Origin of the sequence: Alteromonas sp. 76-1 (genome assembly GCF_900654235.1) — a bacterium.
Taxonomy (GTDB): domain Bacteria; phylum Pseudomonadota; class Gammaproteobacteria; order Enterobacterales; family Alteromonadaceae; genus Alteromonas; species Alteromonas naphthalenivorans.
Genome location: NZ_LR136958.1, coordinates 1,048,082 through 1,064,020 on the forward strand (window position 1 = coordinate 1,048,082; position 15,939 = coordinate 1,064,020).

Here is a 15,939-nt window from a genome sequence, read left to right on the forward strand (position 1 = left end):
CTTATTCTCCTCGTGATTGAGCCGAGGCTACTAATGGGCTCAAAACAGACCAAGCTCCGTCGCGTTTACAAACGGTAAGCTTGTCTTTGGTATCTACATTTTTGGACTGGGTGGCAGAAAGCGTAGCTTGGAACCGAATGCAGTCGTTACCGGTTGCCGAGGTGTACAATTTAGTTGCCTCGTAATCAATGCCTTCAAGCATAATTTGAATGCTCTGCCCCTGACTAAACGAAGAATTTAAATCTGGAATGCTTATTGCTACATCTTCTTCGGCAGACAAAGAGTATGCTAGCGAAGCGTGTACTAGTGGAATATCGGCGGTTGTCGATTTAGGCACATTACTGCACGCCGCGAGCAAGCTGGTAAGCGCAACGAGTAAGAAAGCCCTTTTTTGCGTATTTAACATTGACTGTCATATCCATATAGCAATTTGGCGCTAGGATACCATAAGAATAAAAAAAAACATGCTTTCGTCACGGGTTCGGCATGAATTGTATTTTGATGGATGCTTATTTGCTCTAAAGACAATGTTCACAAGGCATTGTGTGTAAAATTTGTTCAAAGCGTTGTGCTAATTAGCCTGGATTCATTCTGTTACAAAAGTTTTTGCTACTAAGGGTGGTTACGACAAGGAATGTTTATTATGATAAGAGGGGTTTTCCTATCCTGTTTAAATAAAAGAATGAAACCCTCGGTAGGTCGTTAAAGGACGTTGTTTTAATATGGACACTAATTTGGTTCACATGTCACACTTTAGAAGAACACCTATCAGTGAAGCACTGATTGTTGGTGGTATGGGCCGTGGTGGCACGAGGTTTTGTTTAATATGTTAGCGTACCTGCAGTTTGTTCCCCTTTTTACTGCGTTTTTTGTGGCACTCATTTTGTTAGTGGTGATGACACCGTTAGCACATCAATTTGGCTTGGTTGATCAACCTAGCGCAAGAAAGCGCCATGCGGGCATTATTCCATTAACTGGCGGCGTCGCCATTTTTATGGCTGTATTAGTTGCGAGTGTTGCTACTGATGTGTGGATGAAGAATAACCCTTTATTCTTTACTGCTTCTGCTTTTGTTGTGCTTCTTGGTATGCTCGACGACCGCTTCGACTTAAGCGCCAAAGGGCGTTTGATGTGTCAATTCGGTGTGGCTTCAATTATGGCGTGGAGTGCGCAAAATTATGTCACCTCGTTAGGTAATATTTTTGGTAATGGCGATATTGCGTTAGATATAAGTGGGTATTTCTTTACTGTTGTTTGCGTTGTGGGTGTTATCAATGCCTTTAATATGATTGATGGTATAGATGGCCTTGCAGGAGGCATGAGTTTGGTCATTCTGCTAACTTTAGCGGGGTTTCTTACTGCTACTGGCAACGGTACTGCCATTATGGAACCGTTAATTATTGTGGCTGCCATCGTGCCTTTTTTAGCCTTTAACTTAAGTTGGAAGGGTTTTAAAGGAAATAAGATATTTATGGGTGATGCGGGCAGTATGTTCGTGGGCCTAACGATAGTATGGTTATTAGTCGACCATACCCAAGGTACTGGTGCTGCATTTAGGCCAATTACCGCCGTGTGGTTGGTTGGATTGCCATTAATGGACATGGCAGCCATCATGTACCGCCGTGCACGCAAAGGGCAGTCTATGCTCCGCCCCGACCGCCAACACTTACATAACATTTTTATGCGTGCTGGGTTATCGAGTCGTCAATCTCTCATCGCGATACTATGTATGGGTGCCTGTTATTGCGTAATTGGGATCTTGGGTGAAATATACCTTGTGCCTGAATACGTCATGTTTTGGGGTTTTATTTGTTTACTTGTCTTGTATAGTATCGTCATTCAGAACATTTGGAGCGTACTTCGCTTTATCAAAAAGCGTTAGAGTAATATTTCTAATGCGTTGATAAATTGAATGCTAGAAACAAATTTCGAACGCCGGTGTAATAAGATTAGAAAGCGCTTTTCTTTTACTTTCCCATGTATCAACGCTTTAAAATTGGTAATTCTGTTTGGACTCAAACCTTTCAATTCTTCACAACAACTATAAGAATAAACGTGTTGAAACCTTAGTCGCCATGGCGGTTTACGGGGGAGACAAGGTTGAGTGGGTAGAGCAAGCAATCGATAGTATCCTCAATCAGACCTATCAAGACTTTGTCTTTATCATCGTAATTGACGGGGAAATCACCGTTAAGATGATGAATAAACTCAAAGATAAAGCCTTTTCTGATCATAGGATTGTACTAGCTCAAAATGTGGCTAAACCGGGTTTGGCTAGCTGCATGAACAAAGCAGCCGAATGGGGATTATCGTTGAACCCTTCCTACTTCGTAAGAATGGATGCGGATGATATCTCGATTTCTACTCGACTCGCACGGCAAATAAGTTATTTGCGAAAGCATGCTTATATATCAGTACTGGGTTCGGCACTGACAGAAATAAACGAGCACGGTGAAAAAGTGGGGGCGCGAGTCATGCCTTCATCTCATAAGCAAATTGTCAGCATATTACCACGGCGGTGCTCACTGAATCATCCAACCGTAGTAATACGTTACACGGTGTTTGAACAGGGTTATAGATACGACAGCAACCTAATGAACACACAAGACTACTTTCTTTGGGTAACCTTGGCTTCTAACGGCTTTGTATTTAGAAACCTTAAAGATCGTTTATTGAACTTCAGACGCGTAAACAACTTTTATAAGCGCAGAGGCTTTAGTAAATCACTCAACGAATTTAGAGCAAGGTTCAATGCCATGCTTAAACTAAAAAAGTTAACGCCTTACAATGCTGCATATGCATGTGGTGTGCTAGCGCTTCGATTGATGCCAGGGAAAGTCGTTAAATTAGCGTATAAACTCGATCGTCATTTATTGGATAGGTTTGGTAAACATTGAACTGTGGAATTGTCGTTGTACTTTATCACCCTGATATTCAACATGTGCAATCACTTATCGATGGGTTCATTCACTGTGAATGGCCGATTGTATTAGTCGACAATTCTTCTGAAAAAACTGTCTTATCGCTTTCTTCTCACTGCCAGTACTTCCATTATCCCGAAAACGTAGGCATTGCCGAGGCTCAGAATGTAGGCCTCAATTATCTATTTGAAAATGGTCTTTCACATGCGGTAGTGCTAGATCAAGATAGTCTATTTTCGGTAAATATGGCAGTAGACTTATTAGCTCAGTACCACGAGCTTGAGCAATCCCATAAAATAGCGGCACTTGGCCCTTCAATACATTGTCAATTTACTGATAAGGTTGCCGTAGGCCGAATTCAAAAGGGACGTCAAATCGATAGCAAGGTTAGAGAAGTAAAACAAATCATTGCTTCAGGTATGATGCTATCTTCTTCAGCATTTTCAACAGTCGGAAACAAAGAAACAGGGTTATTCATAGACGGTGTGGATCATGAGTGGTGCTGGCGCGCCAATAAGCTCGGTTTTTCTATATTTCAGTCTTTATCAGTATGCATGCCGCACCGTCAGGGCGATGACCGTGTAAAGGTGCTAGGCCTAACATTTAAGCAAGGCGCACCTATTCGACTTTACTATCAAATGAGGAACGTATTACTCTTAGCGCGAAGGGGATATGTACCACTTTATTGGAAGTGCCGTCATCTTCCCGCAATACCGCTTCGATATATTGTTAATCGATTCTACTTTCCTGACGGGAAGAAGCGTGGGCATTATTTACTGAAAGGACTGGCCGACGGTATTAGTGCGAAGAAAGGAAAGATTCATGAGCCTAGCATAAAGTAGGCTCTACGTTATTTATGCAATGGTTTTAGTTGGAACTTTAAAGCACTGCTAAATGAATGTAAGGTTTCACTAAATATGTGCAGCTGATAACTTTTGGTGCATTGCGCTGAATTAAAAAGGGGCGTTGATTAGTCAAATTCTTTTATTTCAAAAACATTATTTTTCAATGATGTTGGGCTGATCAGCAGCAGTTATATGTGATACTAATTTAAATATGTGCTTCATGATGAAGCTTTTTATTTTTATAATAGAAATCGTTATGAAGTGAACTTTAAGCTTTATTGAAGCGTAATCGTTTCGAGCCAAAATGAAGTTGTGAGTATGGAATGTGGATTGCATACTTCATTTTAGGTTGAGGATTATCAGTACAAGGACATTAAATTATGAGTCAAGTAAAGAAAGCCGTTATTCCAGTTGCGGGTTTAGGTACCCGAATGCTTCCTGCTACAAAAGCAATTCCTAAGGAAATGCTTCCAGTGGTAGATAAGCCGCTTATTCAATATGTTGTGAAAGAATGTGTCGCAGCAGGGATAAAAGAAATTATATTGGTAACCCACGCTAGTAAGAACAGTATTGAAAACCATTTCGATACGTCTTTTGAGCTTGAAGCCACATTGGAAAAGCGTGTTAAGCGTCAGATACTTGAAGAAGTACAGTCAATTTGTCCGAAAGATGTCACCATCATGCATATACGCCAAGGTGTAGCGAATGGTCTCGGTCACGCTGTATTGTGTGCCCGTCCTATCATTGGTGATGCACCTTTTGCAGTAGTATTACCAGATGTGATTATTGACGATGCAGCAAGTGATCCGAAAAAAGATAATCTTGCAGACATGGTTGCTAAGTTTAACACCACCCGTGTTAGCCAAGTTATGGTAGAGCAAGTTCCTCAAGAAGATGTAACCAAATTTGGTATTGCTGACCTTGATGGCGCAGCCATTGAGCCCGGTGAGTCTGCGAAAATCCACAGAATGGTAGAAAAACCTGCGCTTGATGAAGCTCCGTCTGATTTAGCTGTCGTAGGTCGCTACGTGCTATCTGAGAAGATTTGGGACTTACTAGAGTTCACTCCTCCTGGTGCCGGCGACGAAATTCAACTTACAGATGCTATCGATGCACTAATGAAGGTTGAACAGGTTGACGCTTACTACATGAAAGGTAAGAGCCATGATTGTGGTAGTAAACTAGGTTACATGAAAGCTAACGTAGAGTACGCGCTTAGACACCCTGCGTTAGGCCAAGAATTTAAAGAGTATATTGCTAGCCTTAGCATCTAGGATAACAGTATCTAGGATAACAGTATCTAGGATCACAGTATCTAAAATTATAGCAATTTAAAAGCGCGCTCATGGCGCGCTTTTTTGTGCGTGTTTTCCAAACTGAGTAACACCAATTGTGTTTTTAGTCTTTTACTACAACATAACCTTGTAACTTAGATAGCATCTTTTCACCAATGCCCTTTACTTCAGTTATTTGGGCGACTTCTAAAAACGGCCCAACATCTTGACGGTAAGCGATAATCGCCTTTGCCTTAGAAATACCTACGCCGGGTAATGTTTGAAGCTCTTCAATACTCGCGATATTAAGGTCGATTTTTTCAGCAATACCAACACTTACCATTGATGATGAAGCATCATTATCTAACGGGGCAGCCGATATGGCTGGCGTGTAAATAAATAGCGCAGATAAAACCAGTAAGCTTGTTAATTGTCTTTTCATTGTCATTCCTTATTTGGGGTGTACACCATTTGTACAGCGTTGATGTTACCTACAGAGATAAATATGAAAAGACCAGTTTTGGGACAGTTTTGTCAAACGGCCATCGCTAGGTTAAGGCTTCTTTTTCTTTTTTGTATGGGGGAGGAGTGAAGAGAAGAATGTATGCAGTAAGAGACAGATACAAAAAAGCGGGCTTGAAGCCCGCTTTATCAATGACGTCTATTTAGCCTTAAAGGCGGTCAATTAACGCTTGAGTAAATTCATTTGTACCGGCTTCACCACCAAGGTCGCGAGTAGTGCGGTCGCCAGATTCAATAACATCTTTTAATGCGCTACGAATCTTTTCTGCCTTATCACCCATGTTCAAGTATTCAAGCATTTGAGCCGCTGCAAGAATAACTGATGTTGGGTTAGCCAAGTTCTTACCAGCAATATCAGGAGCAGAACCATGAACAGCTTCGAAAATAGCACAGTCTTCACCAATGTTAGCGCCAGGAGCCATACCAAGGCCGCCAACAAGTCCTGCACATAAGTCAGAAAGGATATCACCGAATAAGTTAGTCGTAACAATTACGTCGAACTGATGTGGGTTCATTACCAATTGCATACAGGTATTATCTACAATCATTTCTGTAGATTCGATATCTGGGTAACGTTCGCCCACTTCACGAGCTACTTTTAAAAACAAACCCGAAGTAGACTTCAAGATATTAGCTTTGTGAACGGCAGTAACTTTCTTACGGCCTTCACGACGCGCTAATTCGTATGCGAAAGTTACGATTTTTTCAGCGCCGTCACGGGTGATTTTACTCATCGCTTCAGCTTCGTTACCGTCTTCTGAAACCACTTGTCCAAGACCCGAATACATACCTTGAGTGTTTTCACGCACGGTAATAATATCAATATCTTCGTAACGCGCTTTAGTGCCTTTGAACGAAATCACAGGGCGTAAGTTTGCGTAAAGTTTAAATTGCTTACGTAAGCTAACGTTAATTGATGTGAAACCTTCGCCAACTGGTGTAGTTAGTGGGCCTTTAAGTGCCACTTTATTTTTAGCAATAAGGTCAAGTGTTGCTTGTGGCAGAAGTTCACCATGCTCTTCAAGGGCAACTAAGCCTGCATCTGCGTAGTCATAGGCAAAATCACAGCCCACTTTATCTAAAATTTTAGTGGTTGCATCAATAATGTCTGGGCCAATGCCGTCACCGCGAATGACTGTAATGTGTTGCTGAGTCATGTGGAAGGATCCTCTGATAATTCTATTGTCAAAATCGTTAGGTTTACTACATTTTAGCTTAGCGAGCGAAACGCGCTAAAGAAGACCGCCTCATCTTATTATTATTATGAAAATTAGGGGGAGCTCGTTGAAGCGGCGCTAAGCGGCGTATTTTATACGATAGCGGGGCTAAGTTATAGCCATTCGTAAAGATTAATTTTACTAGTGCAAATTAAGTGGGCAAAACAGATATTCGCCGAGTCCTTCCATCACGCGGCAAACATCTTCACTTTTCAAGTCTATGGTTCTTCGCAGTGTATCGAAGGTGTTGTCAGTGGCGGCATCTCGTGCATTCAACGGGAATAAGTACTCTCTGGCAAGACCGAAAGATAGTTGTAAAATGGCATGTTCCTTTTTCAAAGAAGCGGCCACTTCTGCGTGGCGCCGACCTGACTGATGGATCAACGCTCGCCATGTCGCACTTTGGTGCCAATTTCCTGCAAGTTCACCTGAAATAGTGTGCCATGAAGAAACCCCTTTAACCTTGAAAGCGTTATCTATCTGAAAGTAGTCCTTGTGATTAACGGGTAGTTGAGTCGCTATTTTTAATCCTGGCAGTGTAAATAAAGGCGCACACAAAAACGTGGTCACTAGAGCGGCTGATTGAGGGGTAAATTTAGTTTTTGTTATTGATGCTAACTGCGCCGCAATACCACACGCCAAAGAGGTAAATTGTTTGCTGATGGCAAGCAATGGATATTGATGTTGGGTTAAGCGTTCTATTAAGGCATGTTGTACCAGCATATCGCCCACTCTTTCTAAACCATAGGTTAGTATTGCTTGTTTAAGGCTCGTAACTGGGAGTTTAAGGCGATTGTCTAGGCTAGCAGTGGAAAGCAAGAACTGCTGGAAGCTGGGTACTTTCTCTACCTTTTGACATAAATTAGGTACATCCACATCAGCTTTTTGCAATTCATCAATAATCTCTATCAAGGCTAAGGGGGGGCGCTGAATAGGGAAGGTTGTGGGTAAAAAAGGCTGCTCTCCTTTCACGCTTAGCGCGTTCTCACAAGCTAGATATTGATTTGTGAAATCTTCGAAGCTCAGATACAGGTCTTTAGGGGCTAAAAGCGTATTACGCTTAACCCATAGTATTTTCTCATCCTCATTCGTACTTGGTGAATGTACAAGCGCATGCTGTTTTTGTATATCTATCACAATAGCGGGGTGCGCTTTTACGTATACCCTAGCTCCAGGCGAAGGTATTGAAATGAGTGATGCAATAGGATTCAAGAAAGTTCGCTGCATGGTGGGTACACGCTGAGCGATAAACGCCAGAAGACTCGACCTCGAGTGACTGTTAGTACAATAAGAAAACACGCTGGTTATCAGGCTTATGCGTTGCAGTGATGTTAATTTTGCTTCGCCAACATGTTTTATGGATTGTGTGCTGAAAAGCACTTTTTGTAACGCGATAATCTGTCGCCACATGGTGAGGTGATGGTCGTTGATGAAGGTAAGCAACGCTTTTTTCTGACTAATTATCTGCTCTTTAGATGTCTTAGCCACATTAGAAGAAGCATGATTTGATGCTACTAAATAATACGTAGCCAAGTGAGCTGCGATTATATGCTGTAAAAAATGGTCGTTATAATTATTAAGCTTGCCATACAGTGCAAGGTTCAATATGTGACGGGTGAGGGTATCAATATCACTCGTGCATTTTTGAAGCGCTAAAGGAATGGCGGGGTGGGCTTGAGTGAATGAGAGGGTAAGCTTAGCGCGTTGAAGACAAGTATTAACGATATTTTGGGGCGTCGATGTCGGTGCAGGTAACGAAAGCAAAGCGTCCGAAAGCTCAGAAGCATCATTAAGCTCCATTTGGCTAGCTTTGCTGGTAGCTTGAATACGCCCCGTCGCCCCACGCAATGAGTTTTTCGTTTTCAAACAATAATGGCGTGCATTCATCTTGAGTGGTTAAACCATCAGCACGAACGTGCTGGGTACGATAAAACATCACTTGAATGGCATTATCATTCTGTCGCTTAGCTTCAGTAATATCAGGCGAACCAAGTAAAGCCAGCACTTCCTCTCGGGTACTACCCAGCTTTAATTTGGTAATTTGTACGCGGTTATACTCTTCGCGGTCTTTCCAGTCCATATTTTCAGGTTTATCGGGATAAACTGAAATTACTAGAAATACAAAAGCAGCATACAATGCTATGCCAGCAAAAATGAGTCGAATTACCTTGGAGTTCATAACCCTAACTTTTCGTTTTTCTGCGCTAAAATAAACAATTTACAACATGTATATAGGTTACAAACTGTAATTTCGCAGTTCCTTTATTTGAATAACTACTTAAGTCTACAGTGTACCGTAAAAAGTTCATCGACGGTAAGTGTTAAACGTAAGGAAATGCGTCGAGCTATTTCTCAATGGTATAGCACGGTGTATATGCAGAGCCGGGAAGCTTCATTCTTTGTTGAGAAACAAAAGATTCTAATAGTGTATCAACCCGCTCCATCAACGTTGCATCACCTGTCAGACTAAATGGCCCATGCTGTTTAATATGCTGAATGCCTTCCGCCTTAACGTTACCAGCCACAATACCTGAGAATGCTTGCCTTAGCGCTATCGCTAGCGAAGCATTATCCTGATCATGATGTAAAGCTAAATCTGACATGGTTTGATGCGTAGGAATAAAGGGGCGCTGAAAGTCTTCTTCTATTTTTAGTGACCAATTAAAGCTGTAGGCATCGCCCATTGCTTCTCGGTACTTTTTCACTCTCCCAAGCCCTGTGCGCATAACCCGAGCAACTTCTTCAGGATCGTCAACGATGATCTGGTATTTATTCTGTGCCTCTTTCCCTATGGTCGCACCGATGAAATCATCAATGGCTTCAAAGTAAGCCTCAGAACCCGCTGGACCGGTGAGGATCACCGGGAAGGGCTGCTGGGCATTTCGTTCATTCATTAATATGCCAAGCAGATAAAGTAACTCCTCAGCGGTGCCAACGCCGCCGGGGAAAATCACAATGCCGTGGGCTAGGCGAACAAAGGCCTCAAGGCGTTTTTCAATATCAGGCATGATGATTAATTCATTAACAATCGCGTTGGGTGGCTCTGCTGCGATAATGCTAGGTTCAGAGATACCAATGTAACGGCCTGCCTTATATCGTTGTTTAGCGTGCCCAATGGTAGCCCCTTTCATGGGGCCTTTCATTGCACCTGGCCCACAACCGGTACAAATATTCATTTCTCTGAGCCCTAACTGGTAGCCCACTTCTTTTGTATATTTATATTCAGTTAGATTAATAGAATGTCCGCCCCAGCACACCACGGTATTAAGGCTATCGTTTCCTTCAAGTGCCTGTGCATGGCGTAACATGTCAAACACCATGTCGGTAATACTTACACTATCGGCTGGTGCACTTTTGTGGGTAAACGCGTACTTATTACCCATATAAAGCAGGTCGCGAAGCACGGCAAAAATATGCTCATGTACACCAGTAACTAAAGTGTCATCCACAAAAGCAACTTCTGGTGGATTTACCAATTCAATTTTAACGCCACGTTCTCTACGTACCAGCTTGATATCGAAATTTTCGTAAGGCGCAAAAAGCACTTCGTAATCATCTTCATCAACTCCACTATTTAGCACCGCTAAACAACAGTTTCGAAACATGCCGTAAAGTGCGCTATTTGTCGTATCTTGCAACTGAGCCACTTCAATCTGCGATAACTGACTCATCCAACCAACAGGATTTAACTGCACTTTCTTCATACTTATTCGTCTCTGTCAGTGATAACGCGGTTGCGCCCGCTATTTTTAGCTTGGTATAGCAAGTTATCAGCACGTTCGAAAACAGCGTCTGGGGTGTCACCTTTATGAAAAAATGAAGCACCAAATGATGCCGTTATAGTGACTTTTTCTTGCTTAAACTTAAACGGTAAAGAGGCCAGTTTAGTTCTCATGGTTTCAAGTAAATTGATGACTTTTTGTTTATTCATACCGGGTAAAAGCAAAACAAATTCTTCACCGCCCCAGCGCGCCATAAAGGTGTTCTCTGTTAATTGTTGTTTAAGGTTTTTTCCTACCACTTGCAGTGTTTTATCGCCTGCAGCATGACCGAAACGGTCGTTGATTGACTTAAAGTGGTCTATATCGATGACGGCCACCGCTAAATCATCGCCGTTATCTTGCCAAGACTGAACTGCTTTCGATAACTTTTCATTGTAAGCTTGGCGATTAGGTAAGCGGGTAAGCGGGTCGGTTTGGCTCAGCATCATTTGTTCAGCCAGTTTCTTTTTATAGGTTAGGGTTTGCTTTTGCAGCTGCTCAATTCTGCTTTGCATTGAGCCAAGTAACCCCATTAACGACGCTTGACCTTGAGAGTCTAATTGCGCTTGTTCATTCAAGGTGCTGGCAATATTTTGAACACAGAATTGTGTGTGTTCTTTTAGTGACTCCAAAGAGTCGCTGTGTGATACCGCTTCCTCAATACTTTCAATATGAGACTGAAGCTGCGCATTACCGACTTGTCGTTGCTCAAACTGAGTCCGGCTATTTTCCATGCTTAGCTGAATGTCTCCTCCCATTTTGCCTATGGAGTTATGCAAACTTTGAATAACCTTGCCAGTTAGGCTGGCCTCAGCCATGGCGTCTTGCACTATCATTCGAAGGATAACAACACAGCTTTTAAGCAATTGGTCTTCCGACATGCCTTCCGTTAGTTTTTTCTGTATATCAACTAATTGACTGTCGTCAGGTTGGCGCTGGGCATAGCTGGCAATAAGTTGGTTTAGTTCCTCTAAAATAGACTTATAAAGCGGGTTTGCCGTAGTGTCTTTATTGTTATCTGCTACAGGTGCTTCACCCTTATTCTGTCCAACTTCAGGCTCACTTACTGCACTACTCGCTAACGCCGCATGATGCAACTCGATAGCCTGCTGGAATAGCTTGTAAATACTAAAAATATCCCCTACCGGCTGGTTCAGGGTTATCAATTGCTGTGTGGCTCGTTTTTGAAGCACTTCATCTTCAAACACTACTTTTTGAAGACGCTTAGTTGCACTTTCAAGCAAAGCAACAGTTTCAATACTGTATTTTTTTAATGTCAGTTCTTGATGTTGAAGCGCGCTATTAAGCTTGTTGATGCTTACCGTAGCAAGAGTAAAGTTTGGCGTGCCGGACAAATGCCCTCTCAATATTTGTAGTTCGCTATCAATTTTGTCGGAAAACCCTTCATAAAAGGCAGACAAGCGAACGATAAATTGCGAAAGTAGCGTATTGTGTTGCTTATAAGTTTGAAGCTGTTTGGCGTCCATAATTGTTGTTTACTCAACCTTAGGTGAAGTCATCCTGCACATTTAGTGATTTTATTAAATCTGTGCGCTAAATTATTGGCGAGCTTGCCTTTTATTTGCATAGGGTGTTTCAAAATTTGAGCGGAAAGGATTAATGTCGAGCCCTCCACGTCTTGTGTAACGCGCGCATACTGTCAACTTTTCAGGTTGGCAGTGTTGCATAATGTCACAGTAAATACGCTCTACACACTGTTCATGAAATTCATTGTGCTGTCTGAAGCTAATTAAATATTTTAGTAAGCCTTCGTGATCTAAGCTTCTCCCTTCATAACGAATCTGCACACTGGCCCAGTCAGGCTGACTGGTAATAAGGCAATTCGATTTAAGTAAGTGGGAAACCAAAGTTTCAGCCTTTTTCTCGTCCGTTACTTTTAACAGCGATGTGTCAGGCTCGTAAGTTTCAACTGAGATATCAAGTTCATCAAGCAGTACACCTTCAAATTCTTTAAAAGTTAATGTATTGAATTGATTGGGAAGCGTTAAGCTGACCATCACGGGCTCACCCGCACATTTTGACAGGTCAGATGCCAGTGTGGCTCGCACATCTTCCGAGCTTTCAAAGGCGGTTTGATTAAAGCTATTTAAATATAACTTGAATGACTTCGACTCTATGAGGTTTACAGAGGTGATAGGTACATTACATTCAAGCAAGGCTACGTGAGGCTTTCCTTTTTTGTTGAGCCAAGACAGTTCGTACCCAGTCCATGTATCAATACCTTTAAAGGGCAGGGCTTCAGCATCCAACGATAACGTATCTCGGCTTAAGCTACGGGGTACGCCTTGAAGTAGGTCGGGGTTGTAATGAAATTCATATTCAACCTGCTTCCCCAATGAAAGATCCTTGGGCGCAGAAATAGAAATTTTATCGTTTACCTTCGAAGTCATATTTACCTATATATTCTAACCGTTTTAGATGTGCCGCCTTACTTGAACTTGGCACCTTATACCTATAGTGTACCTCAAAAATATTGGTGTAACCCCATAATGGCCTTAACAATTAGTAATGAATTAACCCAACTTATCGGTGCTTTCACTTCCCACCACGAGCGCAGTGGTAGTCTGCTGACTATACCTTATGATAGTCAATGGCCCTCACCTTGCTACTTAAAGCAGGGCGATGAGGGGGAATTGGTACCGTGGGAGCCCAAACGCCAAAGTGACAGTCAGCAGTCTGCGCTAAGCTTTAAGAATGTTGAAGAGGCATTGGACATTAAACTCAACGCTGATTTTTGTCAGTTCTTTACCCAATTTTTCAGTAATAATTTACCAGTAGTTGCTGAGCATGGGGCTTGTGAGTTATTGCAAGTTTGGAATGAAGAAGATTTTGAGCGGCTTCAACAAAATTTAATTGGGCACCTATTAATGAAAAAGAGACTGAAACAAGAGCCAACACTCTTTTTTGCATTAACCGATGAAGATGATTTTGTTTTAAGTGTGTTAAATAGCACTGGAGAAGTGGTGTTAGAACAAGTTGGAAGGCCACCCAAAAAAGTTATTTCGCCAAGCCTACCGGCATTTATTGCCACACTACGAGCTGAATGAGTTTTTGTGTTATGCCGTGCTGAAAAAACACGGCATGTAGTCGTTACCAATGAAGGTGGCGCTTAAGGTTAGTGGCGTCAGGGACTTTATTAAGTGTTTAGGCCTACTCAATAGATGCTTCTAGCCGCTTTTGTAGCACCGCCATTTGTTGTTCAAGTAACGCAACCCGTTTTGAAAGCGACGCAATGGTTTCTACTTCCTTCCCGTTAAGAGATGCAGGATCTGATGCGCCATTCGCCGCATTAAAATGTTTGATAGCTTCAATAGCCTCTGTTACCGATGCTTTAAAAGGCGCTTTTGCTCTAAGTAGTGCAACAGAAGGCGATGTGCCTTTTTGCACCATTTGCTGACATACAATCATTAATTTCTGCAGATTATTGTTTTGCAGTGACATTTCTTTGGCCAATAAATTATAAGAGGTCCAGCTTATCCACTTAAGCTTGATTTCGCTAGGGTTTTTAACCAATAAATTGTGTCAAACTGACCACTAATTAATATAATGAACCACGTGTTATGAATTGAATAATCACTGAATTTAACTAAAGCTATTAAAATCATAAGCTTAAATAATTGGTCTCATTCTTGATTACCTATTTGCATATAACAAAACTATAAACGATAAAAATCAGAGGAAATCACATGAAATCGATTATCTTACCACTCGCATTAGCATCATCATTTTTACTTACTGGTTGCGTGGTATCTGTTGGTGGGGGGAGTGATAGCCATTATGGTACTGATGTAGAAGACCGAGAATACAATAATCGCAAACATATCTCGAACCTTGAAACAGGAATGAGCTATGAAAGCGTATTAAGAAAAATGGGTGTGGCTGATTTTAACGAGCTTTATGAAAAGCAAGACGGTACCTATCGCGTATTGTTTTATCGTACTCAAAGAACCATGGGTGATGGCATAACAACGAAAGATGAATGTACGCCAATAGTATTTAAAGATAGTGGCCTAGTAGGGTGGGGTGATAGCGCTTACCACCTAATGAATTAAGAGTAACATTAATTTAACATCTTGGTGTTTTTGCCGTAAAGTGACCATTAATTGGTCACTTTTTGCTTTCTGTGACTATTAATTCGTAGATTATTGAGGGCTGCACCTATGACAAATGACACACTAAACGACGGCCAAGTGATGAATGCACAAGGGGTCAATGAAGCATTAGAGCCACTTGTGTCATCCCTTGAGGCTATCAAAGCCATTTACCTTGGTGTAGATGATTTGAAGGTTGCTGCTTCTATATTATTTAATGCGTACGTAGATGATCCACTTTTTAGCGACATATTTCAGGCTGAAAAAGAAGGTTATGAAAGTCGGTTGCGTTCTGCTATCAGAGAAGAATTGAACGCTTTTTGGGTGGCAGAGCAACCTATTGTAGGGTTGTTCGATGGCGAGCGACTACTCGCGGTCGCATGCCTTACCGCGCCAGACGCTGCTTTTGGTTCTGGTCGTTACTGGCATTGGCGTTTGCGTATGCTACTTACCGCTGGCCTTTTTGGCACAAAGCAAATGCTAGAAAAAGAAGAAAAAGTGCGAGCATTGGTCCCCGCTGTTAACTTTCATATGCTAAGTTTCATTGCCGTTCACCCAGATTATCAACACCACGGACTAGGTCATACACTATTGGGTGCTATTGACAGCGTAGTGGAAGAAGATGCTAAAAGTGAAGGGGTAGCAGTGTTTGTTACATTAGCAAAACATAAGCCCTTTTTTAATGACGATAACTATAATGTGGTAGGAGAGTTAAGCCTATCTCACGTGAAAGGCGATGTAATGTTCAGGGGAAAGCCTGCATAAATTGTCATAAACAATGCGTATACTGGGTGAGGACTTTACGTTGTTTAATAAATAAGGTGGTATGTAAATGCTAAGTGCGCAAGGAAGTTGCCTGTGCGGGGCTATTACCGTAAAGGCGGAGAATATTAATCCTAAATTCACTGTTTGCCATTGTGATTCTTGCAGACAGTGGGGCGGTTCGGCGCTGTTCGCATTACAATGCGGTACGCAGGTCAAATTCGAAGACACAACCTCTACGGGTAATAACGTAAGCATTCACCGGTCGTCAGATTGGGCTTCTCGCGGTTTTTGTGGCAACTGTGGTTCCCATCTGTTTTATAGGCTCAATGAGACCGGCGAATACAATATACCTGTTGGTATATTTCAAGCACTAGATGGGTTAGAAATGGATATGCAGTACTTCAGCGATCAACGCCCAGACTACTATTGCTTTTCAAATAAAACGAAAGAAATGACTAAGGCTGAAATTATGGCGTATTTCGCTCAACAGTCTTGAGTTACCAACAGGCAAAGCAAGCAACG

At 42.0% G+C, this 15,939-nt stretch carries 17 protein-coding genes; 8 read left to right on the forward strand and 9 right to left on the reverse strand.

The genetic code is table 11. From position 1 onward, the window contains the following. Window position 1: 1 nt before the first annotated feature. Entirely contained in the window at window positions 2-406 is a 405-nt protein-coding gene (locus ALT761_RS04385) for a hypothetical protein (RefSeq protein ID WP_129736857.1), read from the reverse strand. Between the two features lie 420 nt (window positions 407-826). Here ALT761_RS04385 and wecA point away from each other — a divergent pair, with 420 nt between their 5' ends. From wecA to galU, 4 genes are all read left to right on the forward strand, one after another. Then, a complete protein-coding gene (gene wecA, locus ALT761_RS04390) occupies window positions 827-1,882 on the forward strand; it encodes a UDP-N-acetylglucosamine--undecaprenyl-phosphate N-acetylglucosaminephosphotransferase (RefSeq protein ID WP_129736859.1) in 1,056 nt (351 codons plus the stop codon). Between the two features lie 127 nt (window positions 1,883-2,009). Beyond that, window positions 2,010-2,897 (forward strand): glycosyltransferase, encoded by an 888-nt coding sequence (locus ALT761_RS04395; RefSeq protein ID WP_129736861.1) that lies wholly within the window; start codon window positions 2,010-2,012, stop codon window positions 2,895-2,897. Further along, window positions 2,894-3,763 carry a glycosyltransferase family 2 protein gene (locus tag ALT761_RS04400; RefSeq protein WP_129736863.1) on the forward strand — a complete coding sequence of 290 codons (870 nt, stop codon included), beginning with the start codon at window positions 2,894-2,896 and terminating at the stop codon, window positions 3,761-3,763. Before ALT761_RS04395 ends, ALT761_RS04400 begins: the two co-directional genes overlap by 4 nt. Window positions 3,764-4,146: 383 nt before the next feature. Further along, window positions 4,147-5,040, forward strand: coding sequence for a UTP--glucose-1-phosphate uridylyltransferase GalU (gene galU, locus ALT761_RS04405; protein WP_129736865.1), 894 nt, complete (start codon window positions 4,147-4,149; stop codon window positions 5,038-5,040). A 124-nt stretch (window positions 5,041-5,164) separates the two neighbouring features. Here galU and ALT761_RS04410 read toward each other — a convergent pair whose 3' ends face one another. From ALT761_RS04410 to queF, 7 genes are all read right to left on the reverse strand, one after another. Continuing rightward, window positions 5,165-5,482 (reverse strand): ComEA family DNA-binding protein, encoded by a 318-nt coding sequence (locus tag ALT761_RS04410; protein ID WP_129736867.1) that lies wholly within the window; start codon window positions 5,480-5,482, stop codon window positions 5,165-5,167. A gap of 229 nt (window positions 5,483-5,711) precedes the next feature. After that, the gene (locus tag ALT761_RS04415; protein WP_129736869.1) at window positions 5,712-6,719 is read right to left on the reverse strand and encodes an isocitrate dehydrogenase; all 1,008 of its coding nucleotides are present in this window, start codon (window positions 6,717-6,719) and stop codon (window positions 5,712-5,714) included. 201 nt (window positions 6,720-6,920) lie between these two features. Next, window positions 6,921-8,627, reverse strand: coding sequence for a histidine kinase (locus ALT761_RS04420; protein WP_172602846.1), 1,707 nt, complete (start codon window positions 8,625-8,627; stop codon window positions 6,921-6,923). Next, window positions 8,584-8,958, reverse strand: coding sequence for a DUF3192 domain-containing protein (locus ALT761_RS04425; RefSeq protein WP_129736873.1), 375 nt, complete (start codon window positions 8,956-8,958; stop codon window positions 8,584-8,586). Before ALT761_RS04425 ends, ALT761_RS04420 begins: the two co-directional genes overlap by 44 nt. Window positions 8,959-9,124: 166 nt before the next feature. Then, the gene (gene ppnN, locus ALT761_RS04430; protein WP_129736875.1) at window positions 9,125-10,483 is read right to left on the reverse strand and encodes a nucleotide 5'-monophosphate nucleosidase PpnN; all 1,359 of its coding nucleotides are present in this window, start codon (window positions 10,481-10,483) and stop codon (window positions 9,125-9,127) included. Window positions 10,484-10,485: 2 nt separating this feature from the next. Next, window positions 10,486-12,027 (reverse strand): GGDEF domain-containing protein, encoded by a 1,542-nt coding sequence (locus ALT761_RS04435; RefSeq protein ID WP_129736877.1) that lies wholly within the window; start codon window positions 12,025-12,027, stop codon window positions 10,486-10,488. A gap of 72 nt (window positions 12,028-12,099) precedes the next feature. Beyond that, the gene (gene queF / locus ALT761_RS04440; protein WP_129736879.1) at window positions 12,100-12,951 is read right to left on the reverse strand and encodes an NADPH-dependent 7-cyano-7-deazaguanine reductase QueF; all 852 of its coding nucleotides are present in this window, start codon (window positions 12,949-12,951) and stop codon (window positions 12,100-12,102) included. A gap of 99 nt (window positions 12,952-13,050) precedes the next feature. Here queF and syd point away from each other — a divergent pair, with 99 nt between their 5' ends. Next, window positions 13,051-13,608, forward strand: coding sequence for a SecY-interacting protein (gene syd, locus ALT761_RS04445; protein ID WP_129736880.1), 558 nt, complete (start codon window positions 13,051-13,053; stop codon window positions 13,606-13,608). 103 nt (window positions 13,609-13,711) lie between these two features. On the opposite strand, the gene ALT761_RS04450 is transcribed toward syd, so the two are convergent. Then, window positions 13,712-14,002 (reverse strand): hypothetical protein, encoded by a 291-nt coding sequence (locus tag ALT761_RS04450; protein WP_129736882.1) that lies wholly within the window; start codon window positions 14,000-14,002, stop codon window positions 13,712-13,714. 245 nt (window positions 14,003-14,247) lie between these two features. Here ALT761_RS04450 and ALT761_RS04455 point away from each other — a divergent pair, with 245 nt between their 5' ends. From ALT761_RS04455 to ALT761_RS04465, 3 genes are all read left to right on the forward strand, one after another. After that, window positions 14,248-14,613, forward strand: a complete 366-nt coding sequence (locus ALT761_RS04455; protein ID WP_013785204.1) for a DUF3192 domain-containing protein — start codon at window positions 14,248-14,250, stop codon at window positions 14,611-14,613. 141 nt (window positions 14,614-14,754) lie between these two features. Further along, window positions 14,755-15,417 (forward strand): GNAT family N-acetyltransferase, encoded by a 663-nt coding sequence (locus tag ALT761_RS04460; protein ID WP_129740562.1) that lies wholly within the window; start codon window positions 14,755-14,757, stop codon window positions 15,415-15,417. Window positions 15,418-15,484: 67 nt separating this feature from the next. Next, on the forward strand, window positions 15,485-15,913 hold the full coding sequence (locus ALT761_RS04465) for a GFA family protein (protein ID WP_129736884.1): 429 nt from the start codon (window positions 15,485-15,487) through the stop codon (window positions 15,911-15,913). The last annotated feature ends 26 nt before the right edge of the window (window positions 15,914-15,939 follow it).